This window comes from Peribacillus sp. NPDC096447, assembly GCF_044762725.1.
Classification (GTDB): domain Bacteria; phylum Bacillota; class Bacilli; order Bacillales; family DSM-1321; genus Peribacillus.
Map to the genome: position 1 here is coordinate 1003158 of NZ_JBIWEV010000001.1, position 17398 is coordinate 1020555.

At 39.3% G+C, this 17398-nt stretch carries 19 protein-coding genes and 1 other annotated feature; of the genes, 6 read left to right on the forward strand and 13 right to left on the reverse strand.

All coding sequences use genetic code 11. The features are described 5' to 3' along the window. Window positions 1-2: 2 nt before the first annotated feature. From ACIQZD_RS05005 to ACIQZD_RS05015, 3 genes are all read right to left on the reverse strand, one after another. Window positions 3-1607: an ATP-binding protein gene (locus tag ACIQZD_RS05005; RefSeq protein WP_402898883.1), complete on the reverse strand. Its 1605-nt coding sequence runs from the start codon at window positions 1605-1607 to the stop codon at window positions 3-5. Window positions 1608-1620: 13 nt separating this feature from the next. Further along, on the reverse strand, window positions 1621-2091 hold the full coding sequence (locus ACIQZD_RS05010; RefSeq protein ID WP_402898886.1) for a VOC family protein: 471 nt from the start codon (window positions 2089-2091) through the stop codon (window positions 1621-1623). 109 nt (window positions 2092-2200) lie between these two features. After that, window positions 2201-2710 carry a GNAT family N-acetyltransferase gene (locus tag ACIQZD_RS05015; protein ID WP_402899946.1) on the reverse strand — a complete coding sequence of 170 codons (510 nt, stop codon included), beginning with the start codon at window positions 2708-2710 and terminating at the stop codon, window positions 2201-2203. 373 nt (window positions 2711-3083) lie between these two features. On the opposite strand from ACIQZD_RS05015, the gene ACIQZD_RS05020 reads away from it, so the two are divergent. The 3 genes from ACIQZD_RS05020 to ACIQZD_RS05030 all read left to right on the forward strand — a co-directional run bounded on the left by ACIQZD_RS05020 (window position 3084) and on the right by ACIQZD_RS05030 (window position 6407). Beyond that, complete coding sequence (locus ACIQZD_RS05020) at window positions 3084-3650, forward strand: sigma-70 family RNA polymerase sigma factor (protein WP_402898891.1); 567 nt, start codon at window positions 3084-3086, stop codon at window positions 3648-3650. After that, window positions 3647-4786 carry a DUF4179 domain-containing protein gene (locus tag ACIQZD_RS05025; RefSeq protein ID WP_402898895.1) on the forward strand — a complete coding sequence of 380 codons (1140 nt, stop codon included), beginning with the start codon at window positions 3647-3649 and terminating at the stop codon, window positions 4784-4786. The genes ACIQZD_RS05020 and ACIQZD_RS05025 overlap by 4 nt, the downstream gene beginning before the upstream one ends. A 232-nt stretch (window positions 4787-5018) precedes the next feature. Continuing rightward, window positions 5019-6407: an L-cystine transporter gene (locus ACIQZD_RS05030; RefSeq protein WP_402898900.1), complete on the forward strand. Its 1389-nt coding sequence runs from the start codon at window positions 5019-5021 to the stop codon at window positions 6405-6407. Between the two features lie 138 nt (window positions 6408-6545). On the opposite strand, the gene ACIQZD_RS05035 is transcribed toward ACIQZD_RS05030, so the two are convergent. From ACIQZD_RS05035 to ACIQZD_RS05060, 6 genes are all read right to left on the reverse strand, one after another. Beyond that, the gene (locus ACIQZD_RS05035; RefSeq protein ID WP_402898903.1) at window positions 6546-7022 is read right to left on the reverse strand and encodes a hypothetical protein; all 477 of its coding nucleotides are present in this window, start codon (window positions 7020-7022) and stop codon (window positions 6546-6548) included. 117 nt (window positions 7023-7139) lie between these two features. Further along, complete coding sequence (locus tag ACIQZD_RS05040; protein WP_402898907.1) at window positions 7140-7700, reverse strand: hypothetical protein; 561 nt, start codon at window positions 7698-7700, stop codon at window positions 7140-7142. A gap of 151 nt (window positions 7701-7851) precedes the next feature. After that, window positions 7852-8508, reverse strand: a complete 657-nt coding sequence (locus ACIQZD_RS05045; protein WP_402898910.1) for a phosphatase PAP2 family protein — start codon at window positions 8506-8508, stop codon at window positions 7852-7854. Between the two features lie 228 nt (window positions 8509-8736). Then, the gene (locus ACIQZD_RS05050; RefSeq protein ID WP_402898913.1) at window positions 8737-10083 is read right to left on the reverse strand and encodes an amino acid permease; all 1347 of its coding nucleotides are present in this window, start codon (window positions 10081-10083) and stop codon (window positions 8737-8739) included. A gap of 59 nt (window positions 10084-10142) precedes the next feature. Continuing rightward, window positions 10143-10380, reverse strand: a binding site (T-box leader). A gap of 348 nt (window positions 10381-10728) precedes the next feature. After that, entirely contained in the window at window positions 10729-11049 is a 321-nt protein-coding gene (locus ACIQZD_RS05055) for a hypothetical protein (RefSeq protein WP_402898916.1), read from the reverse strand. A 329-nt stretch (window positions 11050-11378) separates the two neighbouring features. After that, complete coding sequence (locus ACIQZD_RS05060) at window positions 11379-11609, reverse strand: hypothetical protein (protein ID WP_402898919.1); 231 nt, start codon at window positions 11607-11609, stop codon at window positions 11379-11381. Window positions 11610-11796: 187 nt separating this feature from the next. Here ACIQZD_RS05060 and ACIQZD_RS05065 point away from each other — a divergent pair, with 187 nt between their 5' ends. The 3 genes from ACIQZD_RS05065 to ACIQZD_RS05075 all read left to right on the forward strand — a co-directional run bounded on the left by ACIQZD_RS05065 (window position 11797) and on the right by ACIQZD_RS05075 (window position 13886). Then, a complete protein-coding gene (locus tag ACIQZD_RS05065; RefSeq protein ID WP_402898922.1) occupies window positions 11797-12957 on the forward strand; it encodes an MFS transporter in 1161 nt (386 codons plus the stop codon). Between the two features lie 519 nt (window positions 12958-13476). After that, complete coding sequence (locus ACIQZD_RS05070; protein WP_402898925.1) at window positions 13477-13695, forward strand: hypothetical protein; 219 nt, start codon at window positions 13477-13479, stop codon at window positions 13693-13695. 17 nt (window positions 13696-13712) lie between these two features. Beyond that, entirely contained in the window at window positions 13713-13886 is a 174-nt protein-coding gene (locus ACIQZD_RS05075) for a hypothetical protein (RefSeq protein ID WP_402898928.1), read from the forward strand. A 291-nt stretch (window positions 13887-14177) separates the two neighbouring features. Here the strand turns inward: ACIQZD_RS05075 and ACIQZD_RS05080 are convergent, their stop codons facing one another. The 4 genes from ACIQZD_RS05080 to ACIQZD_RS05095 form a co-directional block, all read right to left on the reverse strand. Continuing rightward, window positions 14178-14819: a response regulator transcription factor gene (locus ACIQZD_RS05080; protein ID WP_402899949.1), complete on the reverse strand. Its 642-nt coding sequence runs from the start codon at window positions 14817-14819 to the stop codon at window positions 14178-14180. Next, window positions 14812-15858 (reverse strand): sensor histidine kinase, encoded by a 1047-nt coding sequence (locus tag ACIQZD_RS05085; protein WP_402898931.1) that lies wholly within the window; start codon window positions 15856-15858, stop codon window positions 14812-14814. Before ACIQZD_RS05085 ends, ACIQZD_RS05080 begins: the two co-directional genes overlap by 8 nt. After that, the gene (liaF, locus tag ACIQZD_RS05090; RefSeq protein ID WP_402898934.1) at window positions 15855-16601 is read right to left on the reverse strand and encodes a cell wall-active antibiotics response protein LiaF; all 747 of its coding nucleotides are present in this window, start codon (window positions 16599-16601) and stop codon (window positions 15855-15857) included. Before liaF ends, ACIQZD_RS05085 begins: the two co-directional genes overlap by 4 nt. 157 nt (window positions 16602-16758) lie before the next feature. Beyond that, window positions 16759-17394 (reverse strand): PspA/IM30 family protein, encoded by a 636-nt coding sequence (locus ACIQZD_RS05095; protein ID WP_137018631.1) that lies wholly within the window; start codon window positions 17392-17394, stop codon window positions 16759-16761. Window positions 17395-17398 lie beyond the last annotated feature (4 nt).

A 17398-nucleotide genomic window follows, 5' to 3' on the forward strand; every position in this document is an offset into this window, starting at 1 on the left:
TCTCACGCCTCCTTTTCTGCTTTTATATCCTTCGGGAAGACGATTGTAAATCTTGCTCCCCCCAAATAACTGCGATCAATATAAATTTCACCGCTTAAAAGACCAATGGAGTTTTTTACAATGGCCAAGCCGATCCCATGATTTTCCCCATTTTTAGTCGTATAACCATCTGTAAAAATAATATCTTCCATTGCATGAGGGATACCTGGACCGTTATCCTCGATATCAAATATGATTTCGTTTCCTAAATCCGTAAACGAAACTTTGACCTTTCCCTTATTTTTGTTCTTTTGCCGTGCTGCCTCCATCGCATTATCGATGACATTACCAATAACGGAAACCAAGTGATGAGAATCCTCAGGTTTTAATGTACTGTTTAAATTGCTTTCCTGTTCTATTTCTAAAATAACCTGCAATTCTTTTGAACGGTTTATCTTTCCAAGTAAACAGGCGGCGATTAAAGGGTCTTTAACCGATGACATAAGAAACGAAATGATATCTTGCCTCTCTCTCACTTCAGAAGAGATGATGTTCATTGCCCTTTCATACTGTTTTAAACTAAGTAATCCATAAATGGTATTTAATTTATTTAAAAACTCATGATTTTGTGCACGCATATTTTCTGAAAAGGCCTTGATTTCTGAAAATTCATTAGTTAATTGTTCAATTTCTGATACTGTTCTTATTGTTAAAACGATACCCCTGACGTCATTATGATTTAGGATTGGGGATAAATCCAAAATGTATAGCTGTTGGCCTAAAAGTAACTTACGATTGAACTGTCCCACTTTTGTGCTGATTACCATTTTGATGAGTTTTTCTAAATGCCCATTTACAACTCGCTTTCCCACCATAAGCTGATGATCATGAAACAATTCACGTGCTCTTTTATTCATGGAAGTAACCTGTTTTTCAATATTAATCGTAATGGTAGCATATCGGATGGCATCAAGTGTCGCTTCCCTTTCTTGAAAAAGAAAAGAAATTTCCTCAGGCTCCAGACCTAATATAAGCTTTTTTAAGCGTCGCGCTATAAATATTGCCCATACGATTCCTACACTGATCGGGATAAGTGACAAATGAATAATCTTCATTTTATAATTGGATAGTTGATCTTGCACATTCTCTACCAAAAACCCTACAGATGAAACACCGATAACTTCCCCTTTATCATTCCAGATAGGAGCCTTAGCTTTAATCGCTGGCCCCGATATCCCATTTCCTTGATAAATAATAGATTTGTGTTCATTGAGTACTGCATCATTACTAGTAGCCGTAGGCTTCCCAATATATTCTGGATTAGGATGAGAGTATCGAAGTCCTTTATGGTTCGCAATGGTTACATAATCTGCACCTGTTGTTTGACGAATCATTTCTGATACGGGTTGAATCACCTCTGAGGGCTGTTCATCGTTAAATCCCTGGATGATTGTTGGATTTTGAGCCGCTAATTTGGCCACCGTCATTGCTTGCTTACCCATATGGTTTTCGACGATGTCTTCCAGCAGTGTAGAGAATAGAATGCTCACAAGTAAGGTACTGATAAAAACAACGAATATGATTAGTAATGTCATTTGAGTTAATAAGTTCACTCTAATTTTAAACATCTATATTTATGTCCTAAGCCTTTCCGTATTGAGTTAATAGTTCTTCCCATTCTGCAAGTGAAAGTTTTTCTGTCATATGCTTATATGCATCAGGAACTTTTATCGAACACATAAGTTCGAGACTATTTCCATCCGGGTCATTAAAATAGACGGAAGCGTTACCTTGGTGCGGGCGCACAAAAGGTTCAATAGATGTCCTTTTTCCAAAAGGGACGACTTCAATTTTCAGGGATTGGAGCCAAGTTAACGCATTTTTCATATTTTCATAAGATACCCGAAAGGCGATATGTCTTAGTGAAGGGTGGTATGGAGTTCGATATTCCTTCCCTTCCCACAGACCAACCCAGCTTTTGTTTTCCTCGATCCAAAAGAAGGCAGTATCTTCATCCCTCCAAGCTAGTTTCAAGCCTATTTTCTTATAAAAATCCATTGAGGCGGCCAGGTTCTTGACGGGTAAATGGGCTTCATATAAACCTTCTATCATATTATATTCTCCTTTCTCCTTTTAAGTAAATGAACTCTTTTGCCGCGAAAATATCTTGAGATTATTTCTTCATCTCTTTATGCGGTCTATTTAATAGAAGAAAATGGATTTAGAAGTTCTTACTATAATGGTAGAATATCAGCTTTTGACCCGTATCCGCACTAATTTCCTCATTAATCGAAATCCGTTCAAAACCGTTTTTCACCAAGACCTTTTGGGAGGCGATATTGTCGCTTGTCGTTTTGGCATGTATTTGAGTCACATTCAAATCCGGCGCCAGCTTCACCAAAAGCTTTAAAGCTTCATTCGCAATCCCTTTTTGCGTAAACGCTTCACCGATTCTATAACCGACATGAGCCGTCCCTTTAATCGGGTCGATATCCACAAGATTAATCCTGCCGACGATCATGCCTGAACCATCCTTAATCAAATAAAAAGAGGAGATAGCATCTTCTTGCTCTTTTAATAATTCCTTATGCCTGATTCCAAACGTTCCAAAGCTATAATAATCATCTCCACGGCCTGGGACCGTTTGCTCGAAAAACCTTCTATTATTGCATTCAAATGCAAATAACGCTTGTGCATCCCGTTCATTAAGTCTGTCAATGTATATATCCATCATTCTTTCACCCTTTCAAAAAAACGCTAAGCATGTGCGGCCTGATATATCATTCAAGAAAACCAAGGGCTTATCCTTCCTGATGAATATATTTAGAATAATTTTTCATTCAACAGTCTTTAATAGCAATCAAGTGTTTTTGTTAAAGAATCTATTTATAATCGTTCGATTTTACCAACATACCGTCTATATCGATAACACTGTCGCATACTGACAAAATTTGATACCCTCAATACCATATCATTCCAAGTGCGAATGGAATCATCATACCGACTAACTTCTATAAAAATCCAAGGATTGTTGAGAATAAATCTTTTTACACACGTTGTATTAAGTGTAAAAGCTTTTACAAAAAAACAAGGGGAATCATGTCATGAAGTCTACTGATAAAAATTTTATAAAGCGATTGCAACGCCAAGAAGAAGACGCATTGGAATTCATAGTGGATACCTATTTGCCACTAATCAAGGGGGTCACATATAAGGTTCTCTCTCCTCTTAAGAACGACGGTGTCATGGAAGAATGCATCAATGATATTTTTCTTTCAATATGGAACCATTCAAAAAAGTTCCATGGGGATACAAAAGATTTCAGAAAATGGATTTGTGCGATCGCTAAGTTTAAAGCGATTGATTATTACCGAAAAGCCATGAAGAAAATGGAGCTTACATCAGGTTACACAGAAGTAGTTCCAGAAAAATCTGCAGAAGACGAACTAATTATTCTGGAAGACAGAAGAGAACTGCTTCAGTTAATTGACCTTTTAGAACCTGTAGATCGGGATATTTTTATCATGAAGTACTTTCTTGGTTTAAAAAATGAGGATATCTCGATAAAACTCGGGTTGACCAAAGCATCAATAGACAATCGAATTTATAGGGGAAAAAAGAAGCTAAGTCAAAAAGCTACGAATCTTAAGTTAGGAGGCAGTGTCGTATGAAGGATATTTATGAATTGTTAAATGATATAGACATAGACGAAACTGAATTTAAGGAAATGGAAGTCACCGACCTAGAAAAAGCTAAAGTCAAAAGGACCCTAAAAAAATCATTAAGCACAAAGAAAAAAATGAAACGCTGGCAAAAGAATGTTATGGCTGCTTCTATTATATTCGGGTTATCCACCGCAACGATTGGATTCTCGTTTACCGCTTCTGCTAAAAGCATTCCTTTGATAGGGGATATTTTCAGCTATTTTAGTAATGAAAACTCAGGTTTCTCCGATGATATCAAGAATAATGGAAAGGGTCTTTATAGTGATTATAAGGCCTACTCTAACGAAATTGGCTTTACCGAAGAAAGCAATGGCCTTACTTTCACGATAAATGACGCCATTTATGACGGAAAAACGGTAACCATCACTTATACTATTGAAAGCGAAGAAGATTTGGGTGACGGATCATTTCTTATTCCCAGCCCGAATATAAAAGAAATGAAAGCCCAAGGAGGATCGGATGGAATTTCAAAAGTAGCTGATAAAAAATATGTAGGCTTATTAACGGTTAGTAACTTAGAAGATCTTAAAGTAGATAAAGTAAATATAGACTGGGATATAAACAAGATTAGCATTACCGACATGGATAAAGAGATAAAAGGAAATTGGAACTTTGCTTTCTCTCTAAAAGCAACTGAAAGTAACGAGAGGTTCGTCAATAAAAGTGTGAATCAACATGGTGTAAAAGTATCCGTCGAAAAACTATCGATCTCGCCAATGTCCTTTGTGGTTGATTATCATCAAGAAGTGTCCGACTCAGTCAAAAACAAATGGGATGAAGCCAATGTGAAGTTGACCATTAAAGATGACTTAGGGAATGTATACGATGGTCAAGAAAACGGAGGAAGCGGTATTGATTCTTATAATTTGAACTTCAGCAAAACATTTCAAAAAATCGATCCAGATGCTACGCAACTGATTGCGACACCACATGTAACATTACGTAATTTCACTTCAGAGAACCACGGAGAAGTAACCATAACGGAAGATGGTGAAGAAAAGGTGTCATCCTTCCCAACAAAACCAAGAAGTGCTCCAAAAAAGTTGGTATTGGATGATATCGTGATTGATTTGAAAAAATAGCAATTTTACCTACAAGAGGTATACTGAACCCTAGATCCCAGAGTGGGAAAGGTTCATGTATACCTCTTTTTTGTGACTTCTTATTCATTCCATGAATATGGATAAATTCATGAATTACTTGAAAAGTCAAAAATAAATTATTTTCTTCTGGTAAAAAATCAACGGATGATGTATCATAGTCATCAGATATTCATTATTCTCATTTGGTTAATCGGAATTAGGAGGAATATATATGATTGGTTATGTGTTTTTAAATCTTGCCATAATGCTCGTACTTTTAGGCGTTTTATTTTACATGAATAAGAAGCATATTTCCTTTACAAAAAGGGTCTTTACTGGACTTGGTTTAGGGATTGTATTCGGACTTCTTTTGCAGTATTTCTATGAACCTCAGTCAGAAGCGATCGTTAAGTCGGTCGATTGGTTTAACATTGTGGGTTCCGGCTATGTGAAGTTCCTGCAAATGATCGTCATGCCGCTTGTCTTCATTTCGATCTTATCGGCATTCACAAGATTGAAACTGACTAGCAATATTGGAAAGATCAGTGTCCTGATTATCGGAATCCTGCTTGGAACGACTGCGATTGCAGCAGCTGTCGGGATCACTTCGGCAACTGTATTCAATTTGGAAGCCGTTCAAATTGAGCAAGGGGAAGCGGAGTTAAGCCGCGGAGATCAAATATCGGAAACATACGGTACAATTCAGGATAAAACGATGCCGCAGCAAATTCTTGAATTGATTCCGTCCAATCCGTTCCTTGATTTAACGGGTGCACGTCCGACATCAACCATTTCCGTTGTAATTTTTGCTGCATTTCTTGGGATTGCCTATTTAGGGGTCAAAAGGAAACAGCCTGAACATGCTGAATTTTTTGCTAAAATAGTAGATACATTGCACAGCATCATCATGCGCGTAGTAACATTGATCCTGCGTTTAACACCATACGGGATCTTGGCGATCATGACGAAGACTGTAGCTACGAGTGATTTGGATGCCATCCTGAAATTGGGGAAATTCGTAGGTGCCTCTTATGTCGCCCTGATTGTCATGTTCCTCATCCATTTACTGTTGCTGGCGCTTGCAGGATTGAATCCAATCGTGTATTTGAGAAAAGCTTTCCCAGTATTATCGTTTGCCTTCACTTCAAGAACAAGTGCAGGAGCTCTGCCATTGAACATCCAAACACAGAAACAACTAGGGGTGTCGGAAGGTATTGCCAACTTTGCCGGATCCTTCGGCTTGTCGATCGGTCAAAACGGCTGTGCCGGAATCTATCCGGCCATGTTAGCGGTCATGATCGCTCCAACGGTTGGAATCAACCCACTAGAGCCTTCCTTTATAGCCATGTTGATTGCCATCGTGGCCATTAGCTCCTTTGGGGTTGCAGGTGTAGGCGGAGGTGCAACATTCGCTGCCATCCTCGTATTATCTGCAATGAACTTGCCAATCGCCTTGGCCGGACTGTTGATTTCCGTCGAGCCATTGATCGATATGGGAAGAACGGCTGTGAATGTCAGCGGAAGCATGACTTCCGGTATTCTGACCAGTAAAATAACAGGTGACCTGGATAAAGAACAGTTCAGCGAAGAATCATCTTTGAAAATTGAAGCTGAAATGTAAAAGAAAAAAGCATCGAACTTCCTGTAATGGGAGGTTCGATGCTTTTTTACATAGGCTGACATTCAATTCAACCAAAATTCTTGGTGCAAAAAGTAATAAGGGAATGATGCTTGAAACCCAGTTAAGATAAAATTCATTTTAAATAAGTACATGCAAGATATTTTCTTGTTTCTTATATCTTCCCTTTATTTCTCCAATGCCATCAATTGTAAGCGAATCAATGTTTTCAGAGGGTTCATTCTCTACTATCAGATGTAATTTAATTATGTTTTGAATTCCATCATCGACATGGGCAATAACCGGTTTTTGAATAAGAAAATCTTCATTGTTCATTCTTACTTTTATAAAGCTCTTATGTAAAAGTCTATCTTCTAATGGGATTATATTCATCGGGTCGAAGGATACTGCAGTTATTTTCCCTTCAATATATAAATGAATGCCTGCTTGTTTATTAAACTCTTCAAATGCTTTCATTCTCTTTTCCATAGCAAAATTAATGACTTCCTCTGTTTCAGGACTTTTTTTCACATCAGCCATTGAATGCTCCATATAGTCACCGGACTGCTGTTTTAATAGGTCATATAATGTATCTTCTCTATCAAAAAAACTTTCCATCCAGCCTGGTGAAAGCTCCTCCAGTAACAAACACATAAATAAACCGGAACTATAACAACTTCTTCTAATACGAGAAGTAGATTCATATTTGTTTGTTAGTTGTTGTGCATATTTTTTTTAAACTGAATGGTAATCAAGCGGGCTTTTTTCCGAGTAAGCCTTCAATTCGACATACCACGCAGGTCCCTCAATGGTTTCAACCAATTTTTCATATGTTAGGTACTCTTCAATCTTGGCTGCTCTTTTTTCCCTTAGGGCAATGAAGGCATTAAGGTATTGTTTCTTCTTAATACGGTTATTTTCCAACATTGCACGATAAAGATTTGTTCGTTCCTGATTTCTTAATTCCACATTTTCTTTTGACAACGGATATGTGACCCCTATCATTTCATCGGGAAACCGTTTTTCATCCTTTATATATTGATAGCCGTGAAACAATTCATGAACCAGCATTGAAAACAAATCTTCATATTCCTTATAGTGATCCATATTAACAATTGCAGTGGGATATTCTTCATACATAATGATTGTGTCAGCATTAAACTGGGCATCCCACTTAAAAATATGATATGTACATGGTGGATTGTTACTGAATTTAGGATGATTGAATAGATAAACATTGCTCTTATCATATAATGCATATGCAACACGTTCAAAACCCGGCCAATAATTTTCCAACTTTGCATTAACCAATTCTTCAGCAATTCGATTAAAAACATAATACTATCTATGTTTTAACACAAATATCCAAGTTTTAACAGAACAAAAAAACCACTGTAACATATCAGCTCATGGGAGCGAATATTCTTACGGTGGCTTTTTTCATATGTCACTTTTTAATTTGCCTCGCTGCGTAATGATGGGCCTGAAAAGCCGATAGCCCTTGGAACGTATACTGGACAGCTGCATATACGCCACATGCAAGGAGTATTCCTGCGAGTACATCCAATACAGCATGCTGTTTCGTAAATAGCGTGGAGAGGATGATCAGTGTTCCGAATGCAGTGACACTGGCATACTCCCATTTGTGCTCTTCTTTCCGCTTATGGGCGACGATCATCATGATGAATGTGGTCAGTACATGTATGCTGGGAAGACAGTTGACTGGTTGATCATGACTATAGACGAATCGCATTAACTGGGCAAAGATATCATTGCCCACCACTTCTGGACGCGGAACTGTCGTTTGCCAAAGGCAATATACAAGAAAACAGAGAAGTTTCCCTGATATCAAACTGCCTAATCCTACGACATAGTGCTTTCGGTCAACAAAACAATAGTAAATCAGCAATCCATAAATAAACGGATACCAAAGTAAATACGGAACGGCAAATTCTTTAATAAAGGGAATCTCCCCATCTATTATAGTCGTAACATCGACAGCATGACCTGAAGATTGATTGATGATTGAATAGATGGAACTAGTAATCACCAAAAGTATTAAATAATATAACGGGTGAAAGGATAGTAAGGAATTGTTTTTCATAGCTCGCTCCGACTTTCAATATATTGGTTTTTTTCCAAAGATTATTATACAACATTTTACACTAGATTAACTCTTTAATTGCTAAAGTTAATGAATCCCATGAACTAGTAAAATGGATATCTCTTACTTTCCATCAGACCAAGAATACATAACGAAAGCCATGGCATATACCACGGCTTGAAACGGAAACTTATATGTGAGAAGGCAAAAGTGATATCTCCGCCTTCTCTAGATTTTGTTATGGCGTTTTTTCCATACAAACGTTAAGGAAATGAAGATGTAGATGCAAAGTGTAATGACCGTAACGATTATGGAAGTCGTGAAAATGATTCCGATCAGGATCGTTATTAAAGCGATGATCGCTGCCCAAGTCGTATACGGGAACCATTTAACCGAATAGGCACTTGTTTTTCCGGACTGTTTACGTGATTTCAAATGGGCGAAAGCAATGATCAACCAGATGAATAATACGGTATATCCCAGCGAACCCATTAGGAAATCGAAGGTCTTGCTTCCAGCAAATAAGGAAATCAGTACACCGCCATATAAAGCGGAAGTACACATTAAGATTGCGGGAACAGGTACTTTCTTCTTGGATAAACGGGAAAAGATTTTCGGAACGCGACCATCCACGGCTTGAGTATACAGAACGCGGGATGAACCATACAACCCGGAGTTCATCGATGAAATGATCGCTAAAAGAACAACGGCGTTCATGATATGGTCGGCACCAGGAATACCGATCATTTGAAAGACCATTACAAACGGACTTTCCTGCACTCCGTTTACTTCGTTCCAGGGAATTAAGCTAACGATGATGAAAAAAGGAATGATATAGAAAGAAATGATCCTGACCAATGTACTGCGAACGGCCTTTGGAACCACTTTTTCAGGATTTTTCGTTTCAGCTAATGTGACCCCGATGATTTCCGTACCGCCATATGAATAGATTACCACCAGCATCGCCGTGATCAAACCTGTCGATCCATTCGGAAAGAAACCGCCATGCTCGGTCAAGTTAGAAAAACCGACGGCTGTATGATCACCAAAAGTAACGAGCAGCAACAATAATCCAGCCATGATGAACACAATGATGACGGTAATTTTAATTAAAGCAAGCCAGTACTCCGTTTCAGCAAAAACCTTTACCGACAGCAAGTTAACCGCAGTAACTAAAACCGAAACAGCTAATGCCAGTATCCAGATTGGATATCCAGGCAGCCAATATTGAAGGAAAATCGCCGCAACCACTGATTCGGCCGCGATATTCAATACCCACATTTTCCAATAAATCCAATCCAGGAAATAGGCAGGATACTTTCCTAAAATCGATTCGACCAAATCCCTGAATGTTCGTGCACCGCTATTACGGACCGCCATTTCAGCTAAACCTTGCATGATGAATAATAGGATGATGCCTCCTATCAAGTACGCAATGATTACGGAAGGTCCTGCCATATCAATGGCTGAACTGCTTCCTTTAAATAAACCTGCCCCGATGGCACCGCCTAATGCCATCATCGTAATATGCCTTGAAGTCATTGTCCTCTGTAAATTCCGTTTTTCCGTTTCCATATCCTTACCTCCCCAAAATCAAAAAAAGCATATCGTCTCTTCCTTCATAATCAAATGAAGAAAGAGACGATATGCCTTAAGCTTACCGCGGTACCACTCTTATTGGCTCTTTTCTAGAACCCTGCTTTAAAAACCTTGTAACGAAGGTCAATCGTTAAAACAAAAGAATGGAATAATTCCTATCTTTCGCTTTACCACTCCCAGGCAAGTTCAAAGTATCATTGGACTGCGTTGCACCAACCCGCAGCTCTCTTTACCGAATAATGAGCTTTTACTACTCCTGATCATTGCGTTTCAAAAATTATATCTGAATATTTTTAATAATATCCCATACTATACGGACTCAAGGTAAATTTGTCAATAACTTTCTTAGGATAATATTTTCAAAGAAACAAATTAGGGGAAATCGTGAAAGCCCTTGATCCAATTATAGGATAATGGTGGACAAATAATATACAAATTTATTAGCACTTAAGGAACATCCTGCGGCTGCAGAATCAAGTGTTAGATAGTCTTAAAAGATGAAAATGAAGATCACATGATGGTTGAAGCGTATTTGCAAGGTTTCCTAAAGACAAAGAGTTCCCTTTATGGATACCCTCAATTTACCAGTAGTTTCGTAAATTCAACAAAAGTTCTTATGACTTATTTAGCAGGCTCTATATAGAAATAAATCCCACTTTTCTTGTCTATTGCAGGGCTTACTTCACTAGTTTGTGTTTTAACGATAGGACTTTGATCTTCACTTAATCCAGTGTAAATTGTATAATCCTTTCCTGATTGTGTTGTTGTTCCCCAACTGATCTGGGAAGAATACTTTTTGACTTTATCGTTTTTAACAAGAACTTCTTGATCAGGGTCATACCAAGCAAACTTTCCTTCTTGCTCACTTATGCTTGAAACCCCTACTCCCAAGCCTTCTTCTAATTGTTTCTTATAAATAACAAATGTTTCATCCGTTTTCACTAACTTCTCCAATGATGTCTTCTTTTTTCATCTTTTCTTCTTTAATGCCATGTTTAATTGTTTCTTCTTTGGTTTTATACCATTTCAATTCACTGGTTCCATTATCAGCTATTGCAGAACACTGTAAGTGCAATCATGGCTATTGCAAAAGATAGCACTACTTTCATCTTAAAATCCCCTTTTTAAGAAAAGATGTAATACTTAAATCATACATTCGTTGCGAATAAAATTACAATATATAAAAAAACCTCTTCCTATCCTTCAATAACAACACTCCTGCTCACCTAATCAATCAATCTATTCATAAAAGCCCAGACTCTCCTAAACGTTTAAAACTCCATCCCTGACCAGGATGCAGCCACCATCAGAACCCCAACGACAATCACTATAACCGGTCCTACAACAACTAATCCAAATAGCAGTGAGCCTACTGCGTCCAGGAATATTCGAAATGGTCCAGCTTTTTCCTTCTTATTCTGCTGTGTTAATAAGTCTTCAAGATGACCGACTTTTTGCTTCAATTCCTGCAACTCTTGAATCACTTTTGTGTCTTGATCCATGAAATACCACCCTCTCAGATTGACAATAAGTGTTAATTCTATCATTTACATCCATTTTACAAAAGTGAGATTTAACCTCGAAACCAAACTATTTTAAAACTATTTTTTCAAATTCTGTCATCAATGATACAATAACATGGTCTGAAATCAATCCACTCTACAGAACACGTGAGGTATCATACTTTTTATGAAAGCATTACGATTATTAAAGAGTTTTAACTTTTTATATTTTGGACTGCTTGCCATTTTCATTCCGTTTCTCCCAGTCTATCTGGCTGATCAAGGTTTGCGTCCAGCCCAAATCGGATTCATCGTCGGTACAGGAGGTTTTGTCACCCTCATCACCCAGCCTTTATGGGGAATGATCAGCGACAAAACAAGGACTATACGAAAAGTCCTGTTGTTACTCATCTTTTTCTCGAGCGTAATCGGTTATTTCCTCTATGATTCAAGCAGTTATCTTCAGCTCATCCTGTTTGCCATGCTGCTATATTTCTTTCTGATGCCGATCGATCCCCTGACGGAAAGCCTCAATTTTACGATTGCAGAGAAATCCGGGATCAGCTACGGCTCCATCCGGACATATGGTGCATTGGGTTATGCGGTCATATCGCTGATCACCGGCTATGTTATGTCATATTTCGGAGCGAACAGCCTTGCGTTCCTTTTTGCGGGCATAGGTTTGATCAGTTTCATTGTCAGCTGGATGATGCCTGATGCACCCGTTTCAGGAAAACCTGTCACCTTAAGCAGCCTTAAGCATTTTTTTAGCAATAAAGAGACACTTCTCTTTCTGTTATTGGTCTTTATCTGTGCTGTTCCAGCAAGGATGAACGATACTTTCCTCGGAGTGTATATCCGGGAACTTGGAGGAAGTGCCAAGCTTGTAGGCTTGACCTGGTTCTTAGCGGCGGGAAGTGAAATCGTTGTATTCGCCCTAAGCTTCTGGTGGCTGCGCAAAGGTAAGGAAATCATCATCATTTCGTTTGCAGCAGCGTTTTTCTTTATCCGTTATTTCGTCTCTGCGTGGATTACCGATCCACAGCTATTAGCTTATTTGCAAGTCATGCAGCTATTGACTTTCCCGATTTTCTACTCGGCGGCCATTCAATATCTTTACCGGATTGTTCCGGTGGAATGGCGTGCCACAGGCCAGACCGTACTGGCGCTGCTATTCTTCGGGGTTTCGGGGATCATTGCTTCTTATATAGGCGGAGCCATATATGGAGCATATGGCGGGAAGACCCTTTACTTGTTCATTTCCTCCATCTCCTTTATAGGAATGGTATTCGCTTTGGTTCTTTATCGGATATACGGAACGAGGCTCGATACCGCAGAGGAAGATTGACTTAATTCTACGGATTCTCTGGAATAGAGTCATTGTAGAAAACACTGAATTGTCTACACTTATCTGGCCAGATATTTTAAGGGCAGTTCAATAACTAACTACAAATAAGTCTAAACGATTCGAACCATCCAACTAGTTCGTGAGGTAGACGGTAAGCAATAGCTTTTCCATTCAACAAATAAATAAGCATCTCAAAACAGCAACGTCCCATTTCAAAATTGGAATTTCGTTCCTCTCACTTTGTATTACTATAAAGTTATGAATTAAAATATCTATTAAACACAAAGTGAGCTTAAATTTGTCTTTGGAAGGGGAATGTTCGTGAGAAGTAAAACTTTATAAGCCTTATTGTCCGTTATCCTATTAACCAGCATGTTTAGCATTACATCACTGGCAAAACCAGAACCGGCAGCAGCATGTTATCCTGCATATAAATGTATGAAAGTACCTCCAAAAGACTATTCATTGGTCTACCAAAATCCGGATAGGCTTAAAGGTCTGATTATTGGTGGGGTTGTATTGGGTGGTGTAGGATTTTTAGGGACTACTGCAGGTGTCGGCTCTTTTGCAGTTGCTACATATACTAGTTGGAAAGAGTTATATCATGGTAGTCTTTCATTTAGAAACTACATTAAGAAAAGTGACCTTAAATCTTATAAATTTAAGTCAAAAACAATATACTATGAAAAGATCAACTACAAAGGTAAGACTACAACTAAGTACAAGTATCACAACTAAATAAAAGAGGTGTTTTGATGTCAAAACATCGTTTATTCCACACTCTTATCGTGGTCATATTCTTCGGATGCTTTCTATATGGTGTCACCACCAGAACACCTGAAAGTTTCACAGTAACCATTATTGGTGGGATTGTTGGAATAGGTTTATTGTTGGCTAATCATAAGATGAATAAAAAGAGTGAAACATAAAGACTGGGGCTACAAGGTAATGTCCTTTTGAGACCCCAAGAGGGTCTTGGTACAGCAGCGAGTCTATCAACTCCTTATCCCTCCCGTTCACAGACGTTAGATGGCGATTTCTCGCCTTATCTAGTCTCTGCCTAGAACCATAGAAAAAGGGGGCTGTCTCATAAGTCCAATTTAGACTTATTGACACCCCTTCTTTAAAATCAAGATTTTGATTTAACAGCATTCTTGATTTTTTTATTTGCTTTTTTTTGGCTGGTTTTATCCTTTTGGGACAGCCCCTTTTTTTTTGCATCATTGTTCGTCATGAACGAGCGAATGCTTAAATGCGTAAATCACTGCTTGCGTGCGGTCCTGCACGGCCAGCTTACTTAATATATTGCTGACATGCACTTTGGCGGTTTTCAGGGCTATGTATAGTTCATCGGCAATTTCCTGATTCGTTTTCCCTTGTGTCATCAGCAGCAAAATTTCCATTTCACGGTTTGTCAATTGATCATGAAGCTGGGTGATCTTTGGGCGACGCAGCTTTTCCATCATTTTTCCCGTCACTTCCGGTTCAAGTACGCTTTGACCCTGGAAAGTGGAACGGACGGCTCTCGCAATCTCGCTGGCCTTTGATGTTTTCAGCATATAGCTCGTCGCTCCCGCTTCCAATGCCGGGTACACTTTTTCATCATCCAGGAAGCTTGTCACAATGATGATCTTTGCTTCTGGCCATTTTTCAATAATTCGTTTCGTCGCTTCTATGCCGTCCATTTCCGGCATCACCAAATCCATCAAAATGATATCCGGACGCAATTCCATTGCCAGTTCGACTGCTTTCAAGCCATTGTCCGCTTCCCCAATCACATCGATATCCGACTGTGCGGATAAATAAGCCGATACCCCTATCCTTACCATTTCATGGTCATCGACAAATAATACTTTAATCATCATGATCACCTCCAGCATTTAATAATGGGATTTTCACTTCAAGTTTCGTCCCTTTATTCGGAACGCTTACAATTTGCATCGTTCCGCCTAATTCAACAGCCCGTTCATGCATGTTTTGCAGACCATATGATCCCGTTTTCGACTCCTCGACGTTAAAACCGATGCCGTCATCCGTTATTCGCAAAATGATCATCCCATCACGAACGATCAATAGCACTTCAAGCGAGTTCGCTTTTGCATGTCTCAGTGTATTGGAAATTGATTCTTGTAAAATCCGAAACAGATGGTCCTCAATCCCCTTATCCAGAGTGACAGGCTCCATCTTCCAATTAATATCCATCGTCACTTTTTGGGCCAATTCCAAAAGAAGCTCCTTCATTCCTTCATGTAAAGATTTTCCCTTTAATGCAACAGGTCTCAAGTGAAGCAATAACGCCCTCATCTCAAGCTGGGATTGATGGATCATTTCTTCCACTACCTTGAATTGTTTCATTTCCGTTTTTTCCATATCGGATTGTGATTCGGTGATGGCCGACATGAACATCGAAGCGGCAAACAGTTGCTGGCTCACCGAATCATGCAGCTCCCGCGCCAAACGGTTTCGTTCCTGGGAAACGATTTCCTGGATTTGTTTCTCCTGATCAATGGCCTTTTCATTCGCCATTTTTTGCGATAATTTTGTCTGCTCATTGATTTGCTTATGGATTAGTTGCATCCGTTCCGCCATTTTAGCCATCTCTTGAACCGGATACGTTTCCTGTTGCGAAGGTAAGCGGCCCTGTTCAAGGAAATGCAGCCCTTCATCCACCCTTTCGAGCTGCCTCTTCCAAAACATTCCCGAAACGACTCCATAAATCAGCCCTACCGTCATGACCAGGCTTGGCAGGAATATGACGAAGGGTAATCCCATGACCACTTTCTCCCACAATAAACTCCAGTCGGATAAAGGAAAGATAAAGAAAACCACCGCCGGCAAGGCAAGGGAAAGAACGAAAGCAACACCAAGGGCAGTCAATATCTGCCGTGTCAGTATGCTCATATCCGCTTCACCTCTAAATCCCCAACTAAGATTGAAGTAATGATGTGAACCTTGTGATCCGTTTCATTGAACCCTTCCGTTTGGTAGGAATAAATTTGATTAAAGACCCTGGATTCAGGCTTATTTTCAAAAATCCGCGCTCTGCCTGCAATGACAGAATGATGGACCCTGATTTCGATGCCATACGGTACAAGCACCGTGATATTGCCAATGATATTCCTGATCGAAATGACAGCGTCGCCTTTCGGTAAAATCGTTTTGCTTAAATCGATAACCGTATCTCCGACCCCGCCCTGAATATTCACGGAATTCCATTCATATACATGTTCGGCCGTTTGTTGATGACCGAACAATTTATTTTTAAATAGATAATCGGTTTTCAGCAATCGTTCCTTATTGATCTTTTCTTCGTCCAAATCATCATTGGTTAAAATGGGACTGACCCAATCAGGATTCTTTTTGGACTGATAATATAAAAGCAAAAGATAAATGAGGATTGCCATTAGGAAAAATCTAAAGACGAACATATTCAAGACTGTGATGATCAGGGAAATCAGCCCTATAAAAAATAGGATTTTCCCGATTGTCCGTTTTGTGAATTTCCTGCCTAAATAGATGCATCCTATTGAAAAAGCGAGGGAAAAAAGGAGACCTCCACCCGTAAATGAAATCTCTAAAAAAAGCAGGACGACTCCGATGAGAAGTATCCATCCCATATAGTCCGTCTTCATCTTGTTCAACATCGGTTCGCCTCCCCTGTATATGATCATGATATTCTTAAAAGGCACAGAAACCCGTGCCTTTTAAGAATACCATGAAATTATCACGTTCTGACAGCCTGTTTTCCCCCGCCCTCCATTCCAAAAGGTCAGGGGGTAACAGCGATGCCTTAAAAAACCTTTACGCTTCTTTCTGTTCCAATTCTTTTTCAAGCTGGACAATCCTGGCATCGATCGTATGCCGATTATAATCTGTATGGACCTGGTGCTCGATGCGATCGATATAATGCTCCATTTCTTCAAACATCGCTACCGGTTTGGCTTCGGAACTGCCCCCGTCCAAAACCCGATTGATCCGGTTGTTTGCCCGGGCAATATTTTCCCTGCCCATCAGTTCCAACCGCTTTAGATGCATATCCTTAAGCTTATGCTTCATTTCTTCATATTTCCGCTCCAGTTCAGCCAACTGAACCTCTGCACTTTTATGCGCCTCTTTCAAACTTAACGCCCGATCTTCATAGTGCAGGCTTTCCTTGACAGCAAATTCCATTAGATCGGTTTCTCCCGACTGCTTGGCAATCTCAGCCTGATGCTTACGTTTTTCAGCTAGATTTTGCGCTTGATTATATTCACGGGTAAACTCTTCTTTCAAAAGATATTGACGTTCAAGCAGCTTACCGACCTTTTCTGTCTCCTGCTCACATTGACGCAAATATTGATTTAACATTCCAATCGGATTTTTTTGCTCCTTCTTATCCAACAAGTCATGAAAATCCGCTGAAATCGTTTGTTTCATTCTTGAAAATAAATTACCCATTTCA

Excerpts from the sequence above, each read along its gene's own strand:
- ACIQZD_RS05005 (WP_402898883.1), bottom strand. The coding sequence starts at position 1,607 with ATGTTTAAAATTAGAGTGAACTTATTAACTCAAATGACATTACTAATC.
- ACIQZD_RS05010 (WP_402898886.1), bottom strand. The coding sequence starts at position 2,091 with ATGATAGAAGGTTTATATGAAGCCCATTTACCCGTCAAGAACCTGGCC.
- ACIQZD_RS05015 (WP_402899946.1), bottom strand. The coding sequence starts at position 2,710 with ATGGATATATACATTGACAGACTTAATGAACGGGATGCACAAGCGTTA.
- ACIQZD_RS05020 (WP_402898891.1), top strand. The coding sequence starts at position 3,084 with ATGAAGTCTACTGATAAAAATTTTATAAAGCGATTGCAACGCCAAGAA.
- ACIQZD_RS05025 (WP_402898895.1), top strand. The coding sequence starts at position 3,647 with ATGAAGGATATTTATGAATTGTTAAATGATATAGACATAGACGAAACT.
- ACIQZD_RS05030 (WP_402898900.1), top strand. The coding sequence starts at position 5,019 with ATGATTGGTTATGTGTTTTTAAATCTTGCCATAATGCTCGTACTTTTA.
- ACIQZD_RS05035 (WP_402898903.1), bottom strand. The coding sequence starts at position 7,022 with ATGGAAAGTTTTTTTGATAGAGAAGATACATTATATGACCTATTAAAA.
- ACIQZD_RS05045 (WP_402898910.1), bottom strand. The coding sequence starts at position 8,508 with ATGAAAAACAATTCCTTACTATCCTTTCACCCGTTATATTATTTAATA.
- ACIQZD_RS05050 (WP_402898913.1), bottom strand. The coding sequence starts at position 10,083 with ATGGAAACGGAAAAACGGAATTTACAGAGGACAATGACTTCAAGGCAT.
- ACIQZD_RS05060 (WP_402898919.1), bottom strand. The coding sequence starts at position 11,609 with ATGGATCAAGACACAAAAGTGATTCAAGAGTTGCAGGAATTGAAGCAA.
- ACIQZD_RS05065 (WP_402898922.1), top strand. The coding sequence starts at position 11,797 with ATGAAAGCATTACGATTATTAAAGAGTTTTAACTTTTTATATTTTGGA.
- ACIQZD_RS05075 (WP_402898928.1), top strand. The coding sequence starts at position 13,713 with ATGTCAAAACATCGTTTATTCCACACTCTTATCGTGGTCATATTCTTC.
- ACIQZD_RS05080 (WP_402899949.1), bottom strand. The coding sequence starts at position 14,819 with ATGATTAAAGTATTATTTGTCGATGACCATGAAATGGTAAGGATAGGG.
- ACIQZD_RS05085 (WP_402898931.1), bottom strand. The coding sequence starts at position 15,858 with ATGAGCATACTGACACGGCAGATATTGACTGCCCTTGGTGTTGCTTTC.
- liaF (WP_402898934.1), bottom strand. The coding sequence starts at position 16,601 with ATGTTGAACAAGATGAAGACGGACTATATGGGATGGATACTTCTCATC.
- ACIQZD_RS05095 (WP_137018631.1), bottom strand. The coding sequence starts at position 17,394 with ATGGGTAATTTATTTTCAAGAATGAAACAAACGATTTCAGCGGATTTT.